The sequence below is a fragment of the Rhizobium sp. LEGMi-198b genome (genome assembly GCF_054114205.1).
In genome coordinates this window covers 172,911-189,265 of the sequence record NZ_JBSYVH010000008.1, presented here as the reverse complement: position 1 = coordinate 189,265, position 16,355 = coordinate 172,911, and the positions used below count along the sequence as shown (strand labels likewise).

General features: G+C 57.4%; 15 protein-coding genes. 11 read left to right on the top strand and 4 right to left on the bottom strand.

Going from position 1 to position 16,355, the window contains the following annotated elements:
- Positions 1–66: 66 nt before the first annotated feature.
- Positions 67–864, bottom strand: coding sequence for a DUF899 domain-containing protein (locus ACXHXG_RS26535; RefSeq protein ID WP_285169276.1), 798 nt, complete (start codon positions 862–864; stop codon positions 67–69).
- Positions 865–1,148: 284 nt separating this feature from the next.
- On the opposite strand from ACXHXG_RS26535, the gene ACXHXG_RS26530 reads away from it, so the two are divergent.
- The 4 genes from ACXHXG_RS26530 to ACXHXG_RS26515 all read left to right on the top strand — a co-directional run bounded on the left by ACXHXG_RS26530 (position 1,149) and on the right by ACXHXG_RS26515 (position 3,846).
- Positions 1,149–1,982 (top strand): universal stress protein, encoded by an 834-nt coding sequence (locus tag ACXHXG_RS26530; RefSeq protein WP_285169275.1) that lies wholly within the window; start codon positions 1,149–1,151, stop codon positions 1,980–1,982.
- 253 nt (positions 1,983–2,235) lie between these two features.
- Complete coding sequence (locus ACXHXG_RS26525; RefSeq protein ID WP_260304167.1) at positions 2,236–2,658, top strand: universal stress protein; 423 nt, start codon at positions 2,236–2,238, stop codon at positions 2,656–2,658.
- A gap of 326 nt (positions 2,659–2,984) precedes the next feature.
- Positions 2,985–3,341, top strand: coding sequence for a hypothetical protein (locus ACXHXG_RS26520; protein WP_260304166.1), 357 nt, complete (start codon positions 2,985–2,987; stop codon positions 3,339–3,341).
- A gap of 226 nt (positions 3,342–3,567) precedes the next feature.
- On the top strand, positions 3,568–3,846 hold the full coding sequence (locus ACXHXG_RS26515; protein WP_457901275.1) for a hypothetical protein: 279 nt from the start codon (positions 3,568–3,570) through the stop codon (positions 3,844–3,846).
- Between the two features lie 134 nt (positions 3,847–3,980).
- Here ACXHXG_RS26515 and ACXHXG_RS26510 read toward each other — a convergent pair whose 3' ends face one another.
- Positions 3,981–4,490: a DUF995 domain-containing protein gene (locus ACXHXG_RS26510; RefSeq protein WP_457901274.1), complete on the bottom strand. Its 510-nt coding sequence runs from the start codon at positions 4,488–4,490 to the stop codon at positions 3,981–3,983.
- A gap of 537 nt (positions 4,491–5,027) precedes the next feature.
- On the opposite strand from ACXHXG_RS26510, the gene ACXHXG_RS26505 reads away from it, so the two are divergent.
- The 6 genes from ACXHXG_RS26505 (at position 5,028) to ACXHXG_RS26480 (ending at position 13,360) form a co-directional block, all read left to right on the top strand.
- Positions 5,028–6,215: a helix-turn-helix domain-containing protein gene (locus ACXHXG_RS26505; protein ID WP_457901273.1), complete on the top strand. Its 1,188-nt coding sequence runs from the start codon at positions 5,028–5,030 to the stop codon at positions 6,213–6,215.
- 373 nt (positions 6,216–6,588) lie between these two features.
- A complete protein-coding gene (locus ACXHXG_RS26500; protein ID WP_457901400.1) occupies positions 6,589–7,602 on the top strand; it encodes a UDP-glucuronic acid decarboxylase family protein in 1,014 nt (337 codons plus the stop codon).
- Positions 7,602–8,588, top strand: a complete 987-nt coding sequence (gene galE / locus ACXHXG_RS26495; RefSeq protein ID WP_457901272.1) for a UDP-glucose 4-epimerase GalE — start codon at positions 7,602–7,604, stop codon at positions 8,586–8,588. Before ACXHXG_RS26500 ends, galE begins: the two co-directional genes overlap by 1 nt.
- On the top strand, positions 8,585–10,453 hold the full coding sequence (locus ACXHXG_RS26490) for a glycosyltransferase family 2 protein (RefSeq protein ID WP_457901271.1): 1,869 nt from the start codon (positions 8,585–8,587) through the stop codon (positions 10,451–10,453). The genes galE and ACXHXG_RS26490 overlap by 4 nt, the downstream gene beginning before the upstream one ends.
- Before the next feature lie 54 nt (positions 10,454–10,507).
- Positions 10,508–11,467, top strand: coding sequence for a glycoside hydrolase family 26 protein (locus ACXHXG_RS26485; protein WP_457901270.1), 960 nt, complete (start codon positions 10,508–10,510; stop codon positions 11,465–11,467).
- Between the two features lie 177 nt (positions 11,468–11,644).
- On the top strand, positions 11,645–13,360 hold the full coding sequence (locus ACXHXG_RS26480; RefSeq protein WP_457901269.1) for a GMC oxidoreductase: 1,716 nt from the start codon (positions 11,645–11,647) through the stop codon (positions 13,358–13,360).
- A gap of 58 nt (positions 13,361–13,418) precedes the next feature.
- On the opposite strand, the gene ACXHXG_RS26475 is transcribed toward ACXHXG_RS26480, so the two are convergent.
- Positions 13,419–14,648, bottom strand: a complete 1,230-nt coding sequence (locus tag ACXHXG_RS26475; protein ID WP_457901268.1) for a CmpA/NrtA family ABC transporter substrate-binding protein — start codon at positions 14,646–14,648, stop codon at positions 13,419–13,421.
- Positions 14,645–15,247: an ANTAR domain-containing response regulator gene (locus ACXHXG_RS26470; protein WP_283051682.1), complete on the bottom strand. Its 603-nt coding sequence runs from the start codon at positions 15,245–15,247 to the stop codon at positions 14,645–14,647. Before ACXHXG_RS26470 ends, ACXHXG_RS26475 begins: the two co-directional genes overlap by 4 nt.
- 288 nt (positions 15,248–15,535) lie before the next feature.
- Here ACXHXG_RS26470 and ACXHXG_RS26465 point away from each other — a divergent pair, with 288 nt between their 5' ends.
- Positions 15,536–16,306: an alpha/beta fold hydrolase gene (locus ACXHXG_RS26465; protein ID WP_457901267.1), complete on the top strand. Its 771-nt coding sequence runs from the start codon at positions 15,536–15,538 to the stop codon at positions 16,304–16,306.
- Positions 16,307–16,355: the final 49 nt, after the last annotated feature.

Here is a 16,355-nt window from a genome sequence, read left to right as displayed (position 1 = left end):
TAGCACTATCGCGGATCTCCTAGACCAATGGTGGCCGCCTGTCCGATCCACCAGAACAGGCTTGGCTCATGGCCTGGTATTTGTGTCTTGGTTTCGGAACGCCGCCTCGCCGGCGTCCGACACCTCGACCCACTTCTTGTCGGGCGCCGCGTCCGCGACGTAGCTGTCGTGCCAGTTCCACCATTTGTAGGTCGGCGTCTGGGGATAGCCCTCGGGCGAATCCTCCCAGACCTCCTGCCGACCAAGAGGCGTGATATCGAGGTAGTTCCAGGTACCTCCCATCTGTTCATCGCCGCGGTTGTTGATGAAGTAGGTGCGGAACACGCGGTCGCCGTCACGGTAGAATACGTTCGTGCCGTGCCACTCGCCGACGCCGAAGTCAGTATCGAAACTGTCCGTGATGGTGAACCAAGGAATCTCCTTCCAGCCCATCCGCGCCTTCAGCCGCGAGATATCCGCCTGAGGCGCACGCGAGACGAAAACGAGGGTGGTATCGCGCGCATTCAGGTGGGCAACGTGGGCGACCTGGTCGGCCACCATGGAACAGCCCCGGCAGGCATGGTCGGGCCAGCCGAATACGCCCGGCTCAAAGAAGGCGCGATAGACGATCAGTTGCCGCCGACCTTCGAAGAGATCGAGCAGGCTTACCTTGCCCGAAGGCCCCTCGAATGCGTAGTCCGTCTTCACTTCCATCCACGGCATTCGCCGGCGCTCGGCGGCCAGGGTGTCCCGGGCGCGGGTCTGCTCCTTTTCCTTCACGAGCAATTTTTGGCGGGCCGCCTCCCATTCCTGCGACGACACGACCGGTGGTGCGTGCATCGCAGGCTGCCCACCATTCCGACCATTCTCGGCTGATGTAGTCATGGCTTTGAATCTCCTGGCTTGGGCGAATTGCCGCGCTCGTGGTTGAGGCACGATTTCATTCGCTGGTTAACGCTCCTTGTTCGTCGTGAGATAGTCTGGCACCGGAGAGCGGCCAGTGGGAGTAACAAGTGTGGCGGTATTCCAAACGGCGCCCGCTGATTGCAGCCGGCATGCGAGAGGCGCCGCGTCCTGCGCTAGTCACGGTCTTGACCAGGATCAAGGCGGAGCGCCAAGATCGGCCTAGAATGGCGCTGATCGAACAACTTCAAACATGAGGTGTGACCATGCGAGCCAAAACCGTTTTGAGCATCATAGGCATCAATCAAGACAACGGGGATCTGCGTTCGGCGATCGAGCTATGCCGTGCGGCGGGGGCGCATCTTTCCGTGCTGGTGACAGCGCTTGCGATAGCGCCTGTCGGCGGATACGGCGAAGTCTCTTCCTCCGCATGGGCCGAAGAGCGCGAGCGTGAGGTGCAGAGCCTCAGCCAGCAGGTGGCAACCGCAAAAACTCTGCTGCAATCGAGCAATATTTCGTTTGATGTGGACAGTCTGCTAACGGAGTACGGATGGGTCGACAATGAAATTGGCGAACGCGCTCGCTACGCCGACCTGACGCTCGTCGGCGGCGGTCTCCTGGCCCAAAATGATATGCGGTGGCGCGTATTGGATGGTGCGCTGTTTCATTCGGCGGCGCCGATTCTTATTACACCGAGAGGGCGCGTCGCCACGCTTCAGCCGCGCGTGGTGCTCGTTGCCTGGGATTCCCGCAACGAGGCAAGTCAGGCCGTTCGCGCTGCAATGGAGCAACTGACGGCAGCCGAAAACGTGCATGTCGTCATTGTTGATCCACGCGCATCGACCCGCGGCAACGGCGAGGAGCCGGGCGCGGATATCGCCGCCTTCCTTGCACGACACGGCGTCAATGTCTCAGTCGATATTCTGTCAGGCGGAGGCAGGACCGTCGCCGAAGTCCTGCGGCAACATGCCGTGGATATCAGCGCCGAACTGATCGTCATGGGTGCTTATGGACATTCGCGAATGCGGGAGCGGATTTTTGGGGGAACCACGCGCTCGATGCTGGAGGCCGCGCCCGTCCCGTTGATGATGACGCGATGATACCCTTCGGAGGCGGCGTGCCGCCCCTCTTGCTGGAGCGTTTCATCATCAACCGCGAGAGCATATTTAGTTCGCTGCTCTCCGGAGTTCATCGATGATCCGGATGAATTGTGCGTTCCTCTGAGCCTACGGTTAGGCAACGGCTTCAAAGTGGATATACTGAGCGCGGACCGATTTTTGAAACAAGCACATGCTCTGGGATTCGAACCGAACTTGTCGGCGGAAGCGGCAGAGATCTCTTCTGAGGTGAAATATGTATAAGACGATCGTCTGCGCCGTAGGCCTTGGATCACGGGAGAGAGCAGAGCATCTGGTGCGCACGGCTCAATCGCTTCTCGAGACCGATGGCAGCTTGCATGTCGTTCATGTCGTGGAACGTTTTCCTTCCATCACCAGTCAAGAACCGGACGGCTGGGCCGTCTCGGTTATCGACGAGGCTGAGAAGAAGCTGTCACAGCTCTGCAAGCAACTGTCGGTTCCTGCACTTATCCATGTTCGCCCCGGTCGTGCCGGGGATACGATCTTGGCGATTGCAGCCGAAGTCAAAGCGGATTTGATCGTCGTCGCGGGCCATAGGCCCGATGTCCTCGATCGCGTCTTCGGATCTACCGTCGATCAGATCATGCACCATGCGAAATGTTGCGTGCACGTCGATCGGATTGAAGCGAAACAATGAAGATTGAAGGCATCGGATGCGAATTCTTGGCCGAGCTAAAATCTGGCCTTGGAAAAATTCGATGTAAGGATCATAGTGCCGATGCTGGATGATGGTTACCGCCTGACGAGAATGGCGGCGGCTTCAATTGCACGCTCCACACCAGTACCGTTCCGCGCCAGATGCCGGGCATGCGGATCGGCACAATGATTACCAGCCTATCGTTCTTGATTTAGGAAACGCCTACGAAAGACTGCCCATTAGAAGGCATGCTCCATCGTTTTATGCGGATTGGGAGAGCCTTCGATGAGGACGCAGGTCAAAACGAATCCACGGGAGGAAAAACGATGCTGACAACAGATCGGGAATGCCGAAGAGGTGGAGAGCGATTTGCAATGCCAACGCTCGGTGAAATCGAGGGGAAACTCATCGTTTCGGAAATCGTCGCCGCAAATTGCTTGCGTCAACTTCTCGCCGGACCAGAAACTGAACCGTTGTCCTCGATAAGGCGGGGGATCAAGCAAGCACTTCAAAATCGATGCAAGAAATCAGGGCTTTGCGGCGAAGACACTGATGCGGCCTTGGAGTACGCTTTTCAGCTCCTCGATGCAGCCGTGGAGGCCGTGGGCAATCAGCCCAAACTGGATTCCAATGCGCGTGAGACAGCCCCTCAGTTGAGCCGCGTGGCGGCGCCTCCGCAATAGCCGACACGAAAACAACAGCAGCATATCTATGTGATTTGGATGGCGTCACCGCCAACCTACCGTCCCCTTCAGGGATTGCTTCGGTTTGGCAGGTTTAGTCAGTCTTGGCATGGTGACGCCAAACATGAGCATTGCCCTATAAATCGTAAGGTTCGTCAGGATATTCGTTAAACGTCCTGCAATACATCTTGGATAAAACACTTCCAAATTATGGGGGAGATTTGGGATGTTTACTAACAATAGAATGAAGTTATTGCTGAAGATAGTAACGCCCGCTTTGATTGTCGCCGTTTGTGCAGCCATGCCAATGAATATGGCGGCCGCGCAATCAATCTCGGCTGAGCGGGGTGATCAAAACGTTATAAAGCCCGCCGACTCAAAAAAGAAAACAATCAAGAGCAAAAACGTTTCGGCAAAAACCGCAAAGCCGATTTATCTCGGCGGGGCGCCGTACATTTGTACACCAAGCGGATTCGGACATACGTCGAGATGCTTCCTGAGGTGAATGGCTTCCTCACCCGCCTCAGCATCAAGTTCGCCCTGCGATAAAGTCAGAGAAGCCGTCCGTTCCGCTCCTGAAGGAGCACAAATACAGACGGCCTCGTCAAGCAGGATCAATGTCCTGCAGGAATGCTCGGTCTATTTGTTTTGCGACAATTTGATCCGCATGCGGTTGTATCCCGCCGTCGCGTAATCTCCGGGCCGCACCTTTTGGTATTCATCGTCGACATTGGCCGGAGTTTTGAATGCATACCAATCTCCGTCCGGCTCGCGCTTCTGGAATATGGTATTGCCTTTCTTGCGATGACTGAAACATGTCAACGCCAAGGCTTTCCCTGTTTTGGCGTACCACGTGGCCCTGAAGCATAGTTTGCCCGCGTCCGTCACAAACCAACGGCCAACCCCATAGGAACCTGTTCCCTCCCCAGACCAGGCCTTGAATTCGCGCGCCTTCGCAGCAAAATAGCCTGCGCCATCTTTCCAGATCCAGGTACGATTGTAATAAAGCTGAAACACGTTCTCAGCAGTCAGCGGCACTGACATGGCTGGAGGTTTTTTCATCTTATCTTGCGCGGTATTGGCGGCAAAGGCACCGGTGCTGGTCACGGCAAAAACGCCCAATAGTAACAGCGTTCGGAATACAGTCATTGGTTTCCTCCTGTCTGTTGATTGTCTGTCGGCGAATGAACTACGGCAGAGCGGCTTTGTAAAAATGGAGATTCCGGCCGTCTGTTCGTCGATTTGAGCAGCTTGCGGTTGATCTTGCAAGCTGCCGATTCCTTCGCGGCAGCGGATATCGCGGCCACGCCGCATCCAAGCATGGATGGGAAGGGAGAGCAGTTCTCCAAACGAGGGCCCTGTTGCGGATGACCATCTCTGGGCCGATCGCGATGAGCTGCATGCCGAGATCTTCAGAGAAAGCGAGGTTCTTGAATTGAGCTTGGGGTTTGCGACGGAAGGCGATGGCCGCAGGTCAACGATCTGGCTATTCTGATGTGGTTGATGATTCTGAAAGAAGACGGAACGGCATTGGCGCGAAAATTTCGGGCTCAAAAGGGCATTTTAGTTTCCCCGTCAGATTGAATAGATATATGCGTCATTCATCATTAACGATTTGGTTTTAAATCATTTGCTGATAGACACTTAGAGTGGTACAAATGGCCTCCCGAAAGTTGTGAGGAAATATTGCCTGACTCACCTCAGAAAGGGCATTCGTCGCAGGCTCCCGTCGAAGGACAAAAAGACGGGCAGGCGAGCACGCACCCTACATTCCAAGTCGAGCGCCGGCGTTGGCCTCGGACGTCGGATACTATTCAAGAAACAAATCCGCCTTTGCCGCCGGCCCTGGAACCCCTGCGGTTCTCCACGCACGATTTGCCGCAGGGCGATCAATTCGCGGCCTGGCAGACGTATTTGGCGTCTCTGATCGATATCAGGCTACCGGAAGGTGTGTCGGAGGAAGCTGGCTTTCCTGCCGATCACACAGCCTGGAATCTTGGCGGCATGCTGGTCGTCCAGCAATCGGTGCCGGCACATTCCTATTCGCGTTCGGTAACAAAGCTGCGATCGAATTCAATCGACCATTGGCATATCGTGTTGTTGCGCGCCGGCCAAAGCTGGACAGAGGTTGACGGAAACGTGTCGAAGGGCGCGCCCGGACGGGTAGAACTGCGATCGTTGGGCCATCCGTTCCGGGGAAGGGCTACTGACGCGCAAAGTCTCTCCGTCTACCTGCCGCGGGAATTGTTTCTGGACATGCCCGCGTTCAACGAGATCAAGAGCAATACGATATTCTCCGACACCTATGCGAAGCTGCTGATCGATTATCTCGACAGCGTCGAGGCGAAGCTATCCAGCATGACTGCGGCGGACCTGCCCCGCGTCGTCCAAACAACGCACGATATGCTGGTGACATGCATTTCGTCATCGGCGGACCATGCCGGGCCCGAGAAGCAGCAGAGTAATTTGGCTCTGATGGAGCGCGTACGTCGTTTCGTTCAGCGCAATCTGAGTTCGCAAGATCTCACGCCGGATGCGCTATGCCGGGAGCTTGGCATTTCGCGCACCCGACTCTACCAGTTGTTCGAGTCGAGCGGCGGCGTTCTCCATTATATACAAAAGCGTCGCCTTTTTGCGGCGCATGTCGCGCTCAGCAACACCGTCAATCGGCAGCAGATCGTGGAGATCGCCACAGAAACCGGGTTCACCTCTGCGGCCCACTTCAGCCGGGCGTTCAGCAAGGAATTTGGTTATACTCCTCGCGAGGCCCGAAATGTCGCCGCTCCGCCCTTTCTTGCACGCGCGGTTTCACCCGCGGACACGAAGGATGGCGCAAACCCATTCGGCGACTGGCTGAATTCCCTCGGACATTAAATAGAAGCGCAGTTGCGGCCGGCGTCTGGCTGGGGTTACGCCCCAATGCCGCGACGGCGGCTTAACCGAGCCCATCCATCTTCGATCTGACCAGACCTCCCCCAAACAGGTCACTGCGATCCGGTGTCTGTCCCGAAAATTACGGCCGGTTGTATGAGCGTTTGCAAATATGGACGCTGCGGCAAATTTCAGGATGCGCAGCTAACGACAGTTAATGACTCCTTAAGTATAAAAACAGCAACAACAACGCCGATGTACAACGCTTTGATCTAACTCGAAAGCACATTTCCAGTGTTTTTAATTAGGCAAAGAATAGGCAAATTATGGGGTCAGGAAGATGAAAGTAATGCGTCCAACAACTGATCGCTCCGACATTAATACCATTCTCGGTGACATACGTGTTCTCCATTCAAAGCAGCAACCTCGGCACATTCTTGTAGCCGGTGGTGCGGGCTTTCTTGGGTCACATCTTTGTGAGCGTCTCCTTAAATTGGGGCACAGCATCATTTGCGTTGATAATTTTTCAACCGGACTTGAGCGCAATATCCGCCATCTCCGCAACTTCGACCGCTTCAGCGTCATCAGGCATGACGTCATCGATCCGATCGACATCGAGGTCGATGAAATCTACAACCTTGCCTGCCCGGCATCGCCGCCTCACTACCAGGCCGATCCGATCCACACGATGAAGACGTCTGTCTTCGGTGCACTCAACTTGCTGGAATTGGCCGGACGTACCGGCGCCCGCATTTTCCAGGCATCCACCTCCGAAGTCTATGGCGACCCGCTCGTGCACCCGCAGGTCGAGAATTATTGGGGCAATGTGAACCCGTTTGGCCCTCGGTCCTGCTACGACGAGGGTAAGCGCAGCGCCGAGACGTTGTTCTTCGATTTTCATCAAAGATACGACGTGGAAATCAAGATTGCGCGAATCTTCAACACTTACGGCCCCCACATGCGCCCCGACGACGGCCGTGTCGTCTCGAACTTCATCGTGCAGGCGCTGAAGGGCCAGGACATCACCATCTATGGCGATGGCTCGCAGACGCGGTCATTTTGCTTCGTCGATGATCTCATCGAGGGCTTTCAGCAATTGATGGCGACCGACCCGTCGTTCACCGGGCCTGTCAACCTCGGAAATCCGGGTGAATTCACCATTCTGGAACTCGCCGAACAGGTGATCAGGCTCACCGGCTCCCGGTCGAAGATGATTTGCAAGCCATTGCCCAAAGACGACCCGCGCCAGCGCCGTCCCGACATAAGCCTTGCCCAGCAGAAGCTCGGTTGGCAGCCGCTAGTGCCGCTATCAACCGGCCTGGAAAAGACGATCTGCTATTTCGACCGTCTCCTGACTGAAGAAGCACATGAATGGGTGGGGACTGCGTGATGGCACAGCGAAAAGTTCTGGTAGCCGGCGGCGCTGGATATATCGGCAGCCACACGGCCAAGCTGCTCCGTTCCCAAGATATCGAGCCGATCGTCTTCGACAATCTGGTTACGGGGCATCGTTCCTCCGTCCGTTGGGGACCGTTCGTGCATGGCGATATCCTTGATACCAGCAGCCTGGCACGGACCCTTCTGCAATACAAACCGGATGCGGTCGTGCATTTTGCCGCATCCGCCTATGTCGGAGAGTCCGTCGAAGACCCCGCGAAATACTATCGGAACAATGTCGGCGGCACGCTATCCCTTCTGGACGCCTGCCGTCATGCCGGAATCGATAAGGTCATTTTCTCGTCGAGCTGCGCAACCTATGGCGTTCCGGAGTCTCTCCCCATAACAGAGACGACGCCGCAGCTGCCGATCAATCCATATGGCAGGACGAAACTCATTGCTGAGCAAATCCTGAGGGACTACGCGGCAGCCTATGATCTGAAATATGTCGCGCTGCGCTACTTCAATGCTTGCGGCGCCGATCCGGACGGAGAACTCGGCGAATGGCATGAGCCGGAGACCCATCTCATTCCGAGAGCATTGCTCGCGGCCGGCGGGGCAATCCCCCATCTCGCCGTCTTCGGCGACGACTATGACACCGAGGATGGAACCTGCGTTCGCGACTACATTCACGTCACGGATTTAGCGCGTGCCCATGTTCTGGCACTTGAACACCTAGTCAACGGCGGCGACAACCTTTCGGTCAATCTCGGAACCGGCTGCGGCTCGTCCATCAACGAGATTGTGAGGGCCATCGGCCGTATCACCAAACGTGAAGTCCCGGTCGAGATGCATGCAAGACGCGCTGGCGATCCGCCGGCTCTCTATACCGACCCGACCTTCGCGCGCGAAGCGCTTGGCTTCTCGCCCGAATATTCCGACATCGACACCATCATCAAGACCGCCGCTCCCTTCTTTGGCCTGGAGTCGCGGACATGAGGAACACGACCGACACGAAGGCTAAAGAAACGGCCGAACCGCTGCAAATCCGGGTTCTTCAAGGTCGCGATCGGCTGGAATATCTGGCCGGTGCTGTAATCTGGGTGGGCATGCTCATCTATTTCTGGGCCTGGTGGCTGAAGCCGGAGCACTATATCGGCTTTTGGCGCTTCACGATGGTGACCGCCATACTGGCTTGGGTCACTCTTCTGCCGGCCTATTTCATTGCAATATTCTATCGCGCGCAGAAGCCGAACGGACCGTTGCGGCTTCCCGCCGGCAGCCGCGTCGCCATGGTCGTGACCAAAGCTCCGTCCGAGCCTTTCTCTGTCGTGGCGACGACCTTGCAGGCGATGCTCGACCAATCCTTTGCGCATGATACATGGCTCGCGGACGAAGATCCGACTCCGGAGACGCTGAACTGGTGCCGGCAGCATGGCGTTCTCGTTTCAACGCGAAAGAACAGGCCCGACTATCACCGGACCAGTTGGCCGCGCCGTACGCGATGCAAGGAGGGCAATCTCGCCTTCTTCTATGATCACTTCGGCTATGATCGCTATGATTTCGTCGTGCAGCTCGACGCCGATCATGTTCCGGAACCCGGTTATCTCGTCGAGATGCTGCGCCCGTTTGCCGATCCTAAGGTCGGTTATGTCTCGGCGCCCAGCATTTGCGATCGTAACGCATCGGAAAGCTGGGCTGCACGCGGGCGGCTTTATGCAGAAGCGAGCATGCATGGCTCCCTCCAGGCCGGCTATAATGACGGGCTCGCTCCCCTTTGCATCGGATCGCACTATGCCGTGCGCACGGTCGCCCTCAAGGAAATTGGAGGGCTGGGGCCGGAACTTGCGGAAGATCATTCGACAACGCTGGTGATGAACGCTTATGGCTGGCATGGTGTACATGCGCTCGATGCGATTGCGCATGGCGACGGCCCCCGCACGTTTGCCGATCTCGTCACCCAGGAATTCCAGTGGTCACGCAGCCTTGTCATGTTGCTGCTGCGGTATTCGCCGACCTATGTTGCGCGCCTGCCGCTGAGATTGAAATGCCAGTTTCTGTTTTCGCAGTTGTGGTATCCGCTCTTTGCGCTGTTCATGGGCCTGATGTTCGTCATGCCAATTCTGGCACTCGCCTTCCATCAGAACTTTGTTGCAGTCACCTATCCCGAATTTTTCGCCCACTGCGCGCCGCTCTCCATCACGTTGATGCTGCTGGCCTATCGGTGGCGTGCCAGCGGCTCATTCCGGCCGTTCGATGCCAAGATCTTGAGCTGGGAGGGGGTATTTTTCCTCTTCGCCCGTTGGCCCTGGGCGGTGGCTGGAACGATCGCTGCCGTTCGGGACTGGATGACCGACTCCTATGTCGACTTCCGCATCACGCCCAAAGGTGCGTCTGAAGTGGATCCGCTGCCCTGGCGCGTTCTATTGCCCTACGCTTTTCTGTCGCTTGCTTCCGTGCTGCCGGTTCTGCTTGTCGACCGGGCTGGTGAAACGCGGGGTTTCTACATCTTCGCGATTATCAACTCCGTGCTCTACACCCTTTTGCTGCTGATCATCGTCATCCAGCACGCTCGGGAGAATGTCGTCAGAATTCGCGCAAGAACGTATCGGCCGGCAATGGCTATGAGCCTTCTTTGCCTCATCGCAGCTCCCGGATTCGCCACCATTGAGCGCGGAACGGAAGGACTGGCATCTCTGACGTGGGGTACCGGCCGCCTGAGGCTCTATGAAACGCAATATGCGGTGGCCGGCGCCGGCTTTGGAAGGCAGGACCTCCAAAAGCTGACATTCAACCCACATTGGTTAGCCGACAGGTCGAATGAAGAGCTTCCGCAAGAAGAAGCATCAAATCCGAGATCTTGAAGATCACGGAAGAATAGCAGGCAGAGTTGCTGATGTTGACAGGAGGAAAACCCAATGAGCAACAGGAAAACCAAAGCAGCTATGGTCGCCTTATTTGCAACCTTGGCGACGACTGGGACAATCTTTGCGGCAAGCATCCCCCGCGGAATCCCGGCCGGCGAAGGGACTCATGCAAGGCAGATTACCGATAAGCGGCCGAAGATCGGTCCGGACTCGGCAACCTTCGGTGCATATGATCCTCACGGTGATTTCAGGGACGACCCGAACTCGAAGATCGAACATCTTTTCCTTCCTTGGGAAGATGTCGATCTGGCAACGCTCTCGCTTGCCGATGACTACGCCCAGAAACGGGGGCGGAAGCTGTTGATTACCGTGGAACCGTGGTCTTGGGCAGTCGATCGGCGATCGACTTCCGAAGAGCTGCTCCAGGGCATTCTGGCCGGCAAGTATGATCGCAACATGGCTGCTGTCTGCGACACTGCAGCCACGCTGAAGAGCGATGTGACCATTCGCTGGGCGCAGGAGATGGACGAAACCGACAACCAGTTCATCTGGTCCCATTGGCAACCCAGCAGCTACATAGCCGCCTATCGGCGAATGGTGAATGTCTGCCGCAAGCACGATAAATCGGCGAAATATATGTGGTCGCCTAAAGGCGAGCCGAGCCTCGTCAAGTTCTATCCCGGCGATGACGTTGTCGATGTCATCGGTCTTTCGGTGTTCGGCTTGCAGCAGTATGACAAGGATCATTTCGGTGCAGACCGGACGTTTGCCCAATTGCTGACGCCCAAATACAGGCTGGTCCAGGGCTTCAAGAAGCCTGTCGCCGTCGCTGAGCTCGGTTATGAAGGCGACGCCACCTATGTCAGCAACTGGGCTGCGAACGCCGCCAAGCGATATCCGGAATTTCCGAACCTGACGGCCGTTGTCTACTTCAACGACAAGGAACTCTATCCTTGGCCAAAACCCTATGGTCTTCCTAATTGGCGGGTGGTCAAAGAGGCCAGCTTCTGATTGTGAAGTTTTTCAATCTCGGCGCGCAAGATGATCTTCCACGCGAGGCCCCGACGCATCATAATATATAGGCATCGGGGCCTTCACTTTCTTGCGTATCGATCGAAATTTCGCAGAAGGCTGGTCTGATCGTTTTGATGTCGGATTACCTGTTTGCAGTAAAGAAAGCCGACCCTGATGAAAATCGAGCAACTGTCCAACTATGACGACAATTCGATTATTACAGCGGACCTCGTAATTGTGGGCGGCGGCCCCACGGGGCTTACAATCGCAGCCCAATGTGCGAAGGCGGGCAGAAAAGTACTCATCGTCGAAAGCGGGCTTGAACTCGAAAACTCGGAGCATTCGGCACTCAACGAAGTCGAGAGCGTCGGCCAGCCCCAATCGGAAGCGCAATGCCGCAAGCGGATCGAATTTCACAGCCCGCAGGCCAGGTTCTGGTCTCAGGAGGTTCAGCCCTTTGGGGTTCGCTGCCGCGCGCTGGGCGGATCGACGCATGCCTGGGCGGGAAAATCTGCACCTTTTAGTGGCATTGACTTCAAGGCTCGCTCCTGGGTGCCCCATTCCGGCTGGCCGGTCGATCGCGAGCAAATTGATCCTTATATCGTGCGTGCAATGGAGGTGCTGAATCTCAGCCCCCAGGAACCACCGGGCCGCTTTGACCAGGAGGGACTTCATTCCTTTTATTGGCAGTTTGCCCGCTCGCGCGTAGACCGGCTCGACGTCATGCGCTTCGGCAGTGAGTTCATGGCGCAACGGCTGGATAATATTGATGTTCTTCTGGATGCGACCGTGACGCATGTCGGCCTGAGCCCGGACGGATCGCGCTTTTCAGACCTCGAGGTCGCCAGCATGGACGGCAAGCGCGCACGCATCGAGGCCGGCATGTGCGTACTGGCCGCGAGCGGGATTGAAAATGCCAGGCTGCTGCTCGTATCCAACGACGTGCATTTCAATGGAATTGGCAATCACCACGATGTCGTCGGGCGATATCTCATGGATCATCCGGGCGCTCGCATCGGTGCAATCCCGACCGATCAAATGGCCGTGCTCACCAAGCTCTTCGGCTTCTTCGGTATTCATCACCATGGCCGCGCGCACATGTTCATGCATGGCTTGGCGCTGACGCCGGAAATACAGGAGCGCGAGGAGCTGCTGAACGCCGCTGTCTATTTCGCCACCGAGCGCGCGCCCGACGACCCATGGGATGCGTTGAAGCGGCTGCTGCGCCGACACAGCCCAGATGTCGGCCGCGATCTACGTTCGGTTGCCGCAGGCTCCGGGCTTATCGTCAAGGGACTCGGAATGAGGGTCCTTTCCGACAGTCGCACGCCCAAGGCTCTCAAGGATATTGTGGTCAACAGCGCAATCAGGATGTCCCCGAATTTGGTTGCCAATGAATTCCAGAACCAGGGCGTGCCCCATAAGCTGGTCGGTCTGAGGATCGAAGCGATCTCCGAACAGATTCCGAACTCGGAGAGCAGGATCAGTCTCAGTTCGCGGAAGGACCGTTTTGGTGTGCCATTGGCCAAAGTCGCCTGGCGGATCAACGATGCCGAACGTCAAACGCTGCTCAGGATCGCCGAGCTCTCACGCAAAGCCCTGACGAGCGCCGGCCTGCCTGCCCCTGTACTGGAAGATTGGGCACGTGAGCGGCGTCCTGAAGACATCGTCATCATCGACATGGCGCATACGCTTGGCACGACGCGCATGTCGGCCGACGCGAAGACGGGCGTCGTCGACGAGAATTGCAGGGTCCACGGCGTATCCAACCTTTATGTTGCCGGCGGATCGGTGTTCCCGACCAGCGGCCACGCAAACCCCACATTGATGATCCTGGCCTTTGCGATAAGGCTGGCCGATCATCTAAATTCGAACCTGGCAAAGGTTTGAGCCTCGGGCCTCCTTAGCCCGAAAGCTGCTGCTTAGCGCTCATATCGCCGGAAATGGGCTAACCAGCCGCCTTCGGCTGCCGCTGCGCATCGATATATGCATCGATCTTGTCGGGATCGAACAGGCCGCCATCGAAGAAGCCATCGGGGCCGAGCGTCAGGCTGGCGTCGGTGGAACCAACCGGCGTTTCCACGCGAAGAGCGCCTTCGACCTTGGCGCTGGCGCCGGGCAGGGGCACGCCAAGCGCCTGCAGCGCCGAGCGGTATATATCCGGCCTGTAGGTGTTCCGGGCGATGGTCTCGTTGTGTTCGTCGTGAGCCACCTGTCCCCAGCGCACCATTTGCGTATAGAACCAGAGCGCATGGCTTTTCCACGGGAAGGTGGCCGCCTTGGCACGGGGAACAAAGAAGTCCTTGATGCTCGTAATCCGCCCGCCCCCGACCTGCAGATCGCCTGAAAGGGCAGGGAGCAGCCAATCGATGGGGCGGCCGATATAGGCGGGCTTGGAAAGGAAAGACGCCAAGCTTTCCCGGTTTTGTGGATCGGAGCACCAGACAGCCGAGCGGTACAAGGCTCGCAGGAGAGCGGCCATCGCCTCTGGGTGATCGTCCGCCCAGCCGGCATTGGCGCCGAGCACCTTTTCCGGGCTGGACTTCCAAATGGCAGCTTTGACCGTTGCCATATGGCCTTTGCCGCTAAGGACACCGGCCGTATTCCACGGTTCGCCGACGCAGTATCCGTCGATCTGCCCCGCGCCGAGCGCATCGGCCATCTCCGGTGGCGGCAGGATGATGATCTCCACGTCGCGATCGGGATTTATATCGCATGCCGCGAGCCAATAGCGCAGTTCGTAGTTGTGCCCGGAATGGGGATGGACGACGGCGAAACGCAACGGACGTTCGGCGCGGGCAAGGACGACCTCATGCAGGGCCTTGCCGTTGCGGCCGGCATCGAGGTCATCCGTCGCGCCGGCGGCAGCCATTTGGTCCCAAAGCGCTGACGATACCGTCACGGCATTTCCGCCGAGACCGAGCGCCATCGGCACGATCATCCGGGGAGCCAATGGGGTCAGTCCGAGATTGCAGGCAATCGGCATCGGGGCGAGCATGTGCGCCACATTGTAGCGGCTGACCGCGAGCCGGTCGCGAATATTGGCCCAGGAGACCTCCCGCACGAGCTGAAGATCGATCGCCTCGGCCTCGGCGAAACCCTTTTCCTTGGCAATGACGAGCAGGGCGCTGTCGAGAAGGGGCAGGAACCCGGCGACAATCTGGTGTTTCTCCATCATGCATTTTCTCCTGGATCGAGCAGGCCGATCGCGGTTACCAGACTTTGCGCGATGTCGATGATCTTGCGGTTCTGGTTCATGGCCGTCTTGCGCATCAGCGCATAGGCCTCCTCTTCCGAAATGCCCCGCGATTTCATCAGCAGGCCCTTGGCGCGGTCGATCACCTTGCGGTTTTCCAGCTCGCCCCGGGTCTCTTCCAGTTCGCGGTTGAGGCGCGCGAAGGCGTTGAAGCGGCTGATGGCCATCTTCAGGATCGGCCGCACGCGCTCCTGCTTCAACCCGTCGACGATATAGGCGGAAACGCCGGCATCGACGGCCGCCTCGATCGAGGCTTCGTCCGATCTGTCGACGAACATGGCGATCGGCCGCTTCACGGCGCGGGAGAGCTGGAACATGTTTTCGAGCATGTCTCGATTGGGATTTTCCAGATCGATGACGATCACATCCGGATTGATCTCGCTGATCCTGCGGGCAATGCCGTTGATGTCATGGACGATCGTAACGTTCCCATACCCGGCCTCGCGCAATCCCGCTTCGATGATCGATGCGCGAATGCGGTTCTCGTCAATGACCAATACGGCAAGGGTATGGGATTTCATCGTCTCATATCGCCTCCGGCCCAAGCTCACAGGTTGAAGCGCCGTTCAACGCCGGAGCTGCGCGTGCTTCCTTACGATCGGTTTGCCGCAATCGCAACGGCAAAGGGGGCCCATAAGGTCCATTGCCGGGAAATTTGTGAGCCAATGTATGAGGAAGCCCGCCGTACATATTGGCGGACAAATTGGCCGCCTGTTCCCGGCAGGCGCGCCTGGACATATGGCGAGGCACAGCAGATAGATTGCGTCGTAATCAATATCGCACAATCTATCTTACAAAGGGGTTTCCTTATGATCAAGCACATTCTGTTCCGGGTGGCTGTGGCTCTCGCGGTAACAACAACAGCGCCATGGTCCATTGCCACCGCTGCCGAAGTGAAGAACATCGTCATCGTTCACGGCGCTTTTGCCGATGGTTCCGGCTGGCGCGCCGTGTCCAATATCCTGGCGAGGGACGGCTATAAGGTTACGATCGTGCAGGAGCCGCTCACGTCGCTTACTGATGATGTTGCCGCGACCAAGCGTGTGCTCGATTTGCAAAACGGTCCGAGCGTCTTGGTCGGCCACAGCTATGGCGGCATGGTCATCAGCGATGCCGGAAACGCCGACAATGTCGCTTCTCTCGTCTACGTGGCGGCATTCGAACCTGACAAGGGTGAAAGCCTGGCGACGCTCGCTCAGAGCAAGCCTGTCGAGAACATGAGGAAGGACAGCATCAGGGCAACGGCGGACGGTTTCCTCTATTTGGATCCCGCAGCGGTGCACGAGGCATTCGCCGCCGATCTGCCGCAAGCTGAAGCCGACTTTATCGCCCGCTCGCAGGTCTTTGCCTCTCAGAAGCTATTCGGTGCTGAGGCGGGTGAGCCGGCTTGGAAAAAGAAGCCGAGCTTCGCGCTTGTTGCAACCGAAGACCGATCGATCAATCCGGAGCTCGAGCGCAGCATGGCGAAACGCGCCGGAAGCAAGACCTATGAAGTCAAGGCGAGCCACGTCGCGTTTATGTCGAAGCCGAATGAGGTTGCAAGGCTGATCGAGGAGGCCGCGAAGGCTGCCTCAAAGTGAGAGATATCGTTCGCGTACATGCGAATGGAAAGGCACCTTGCCTTTAAGG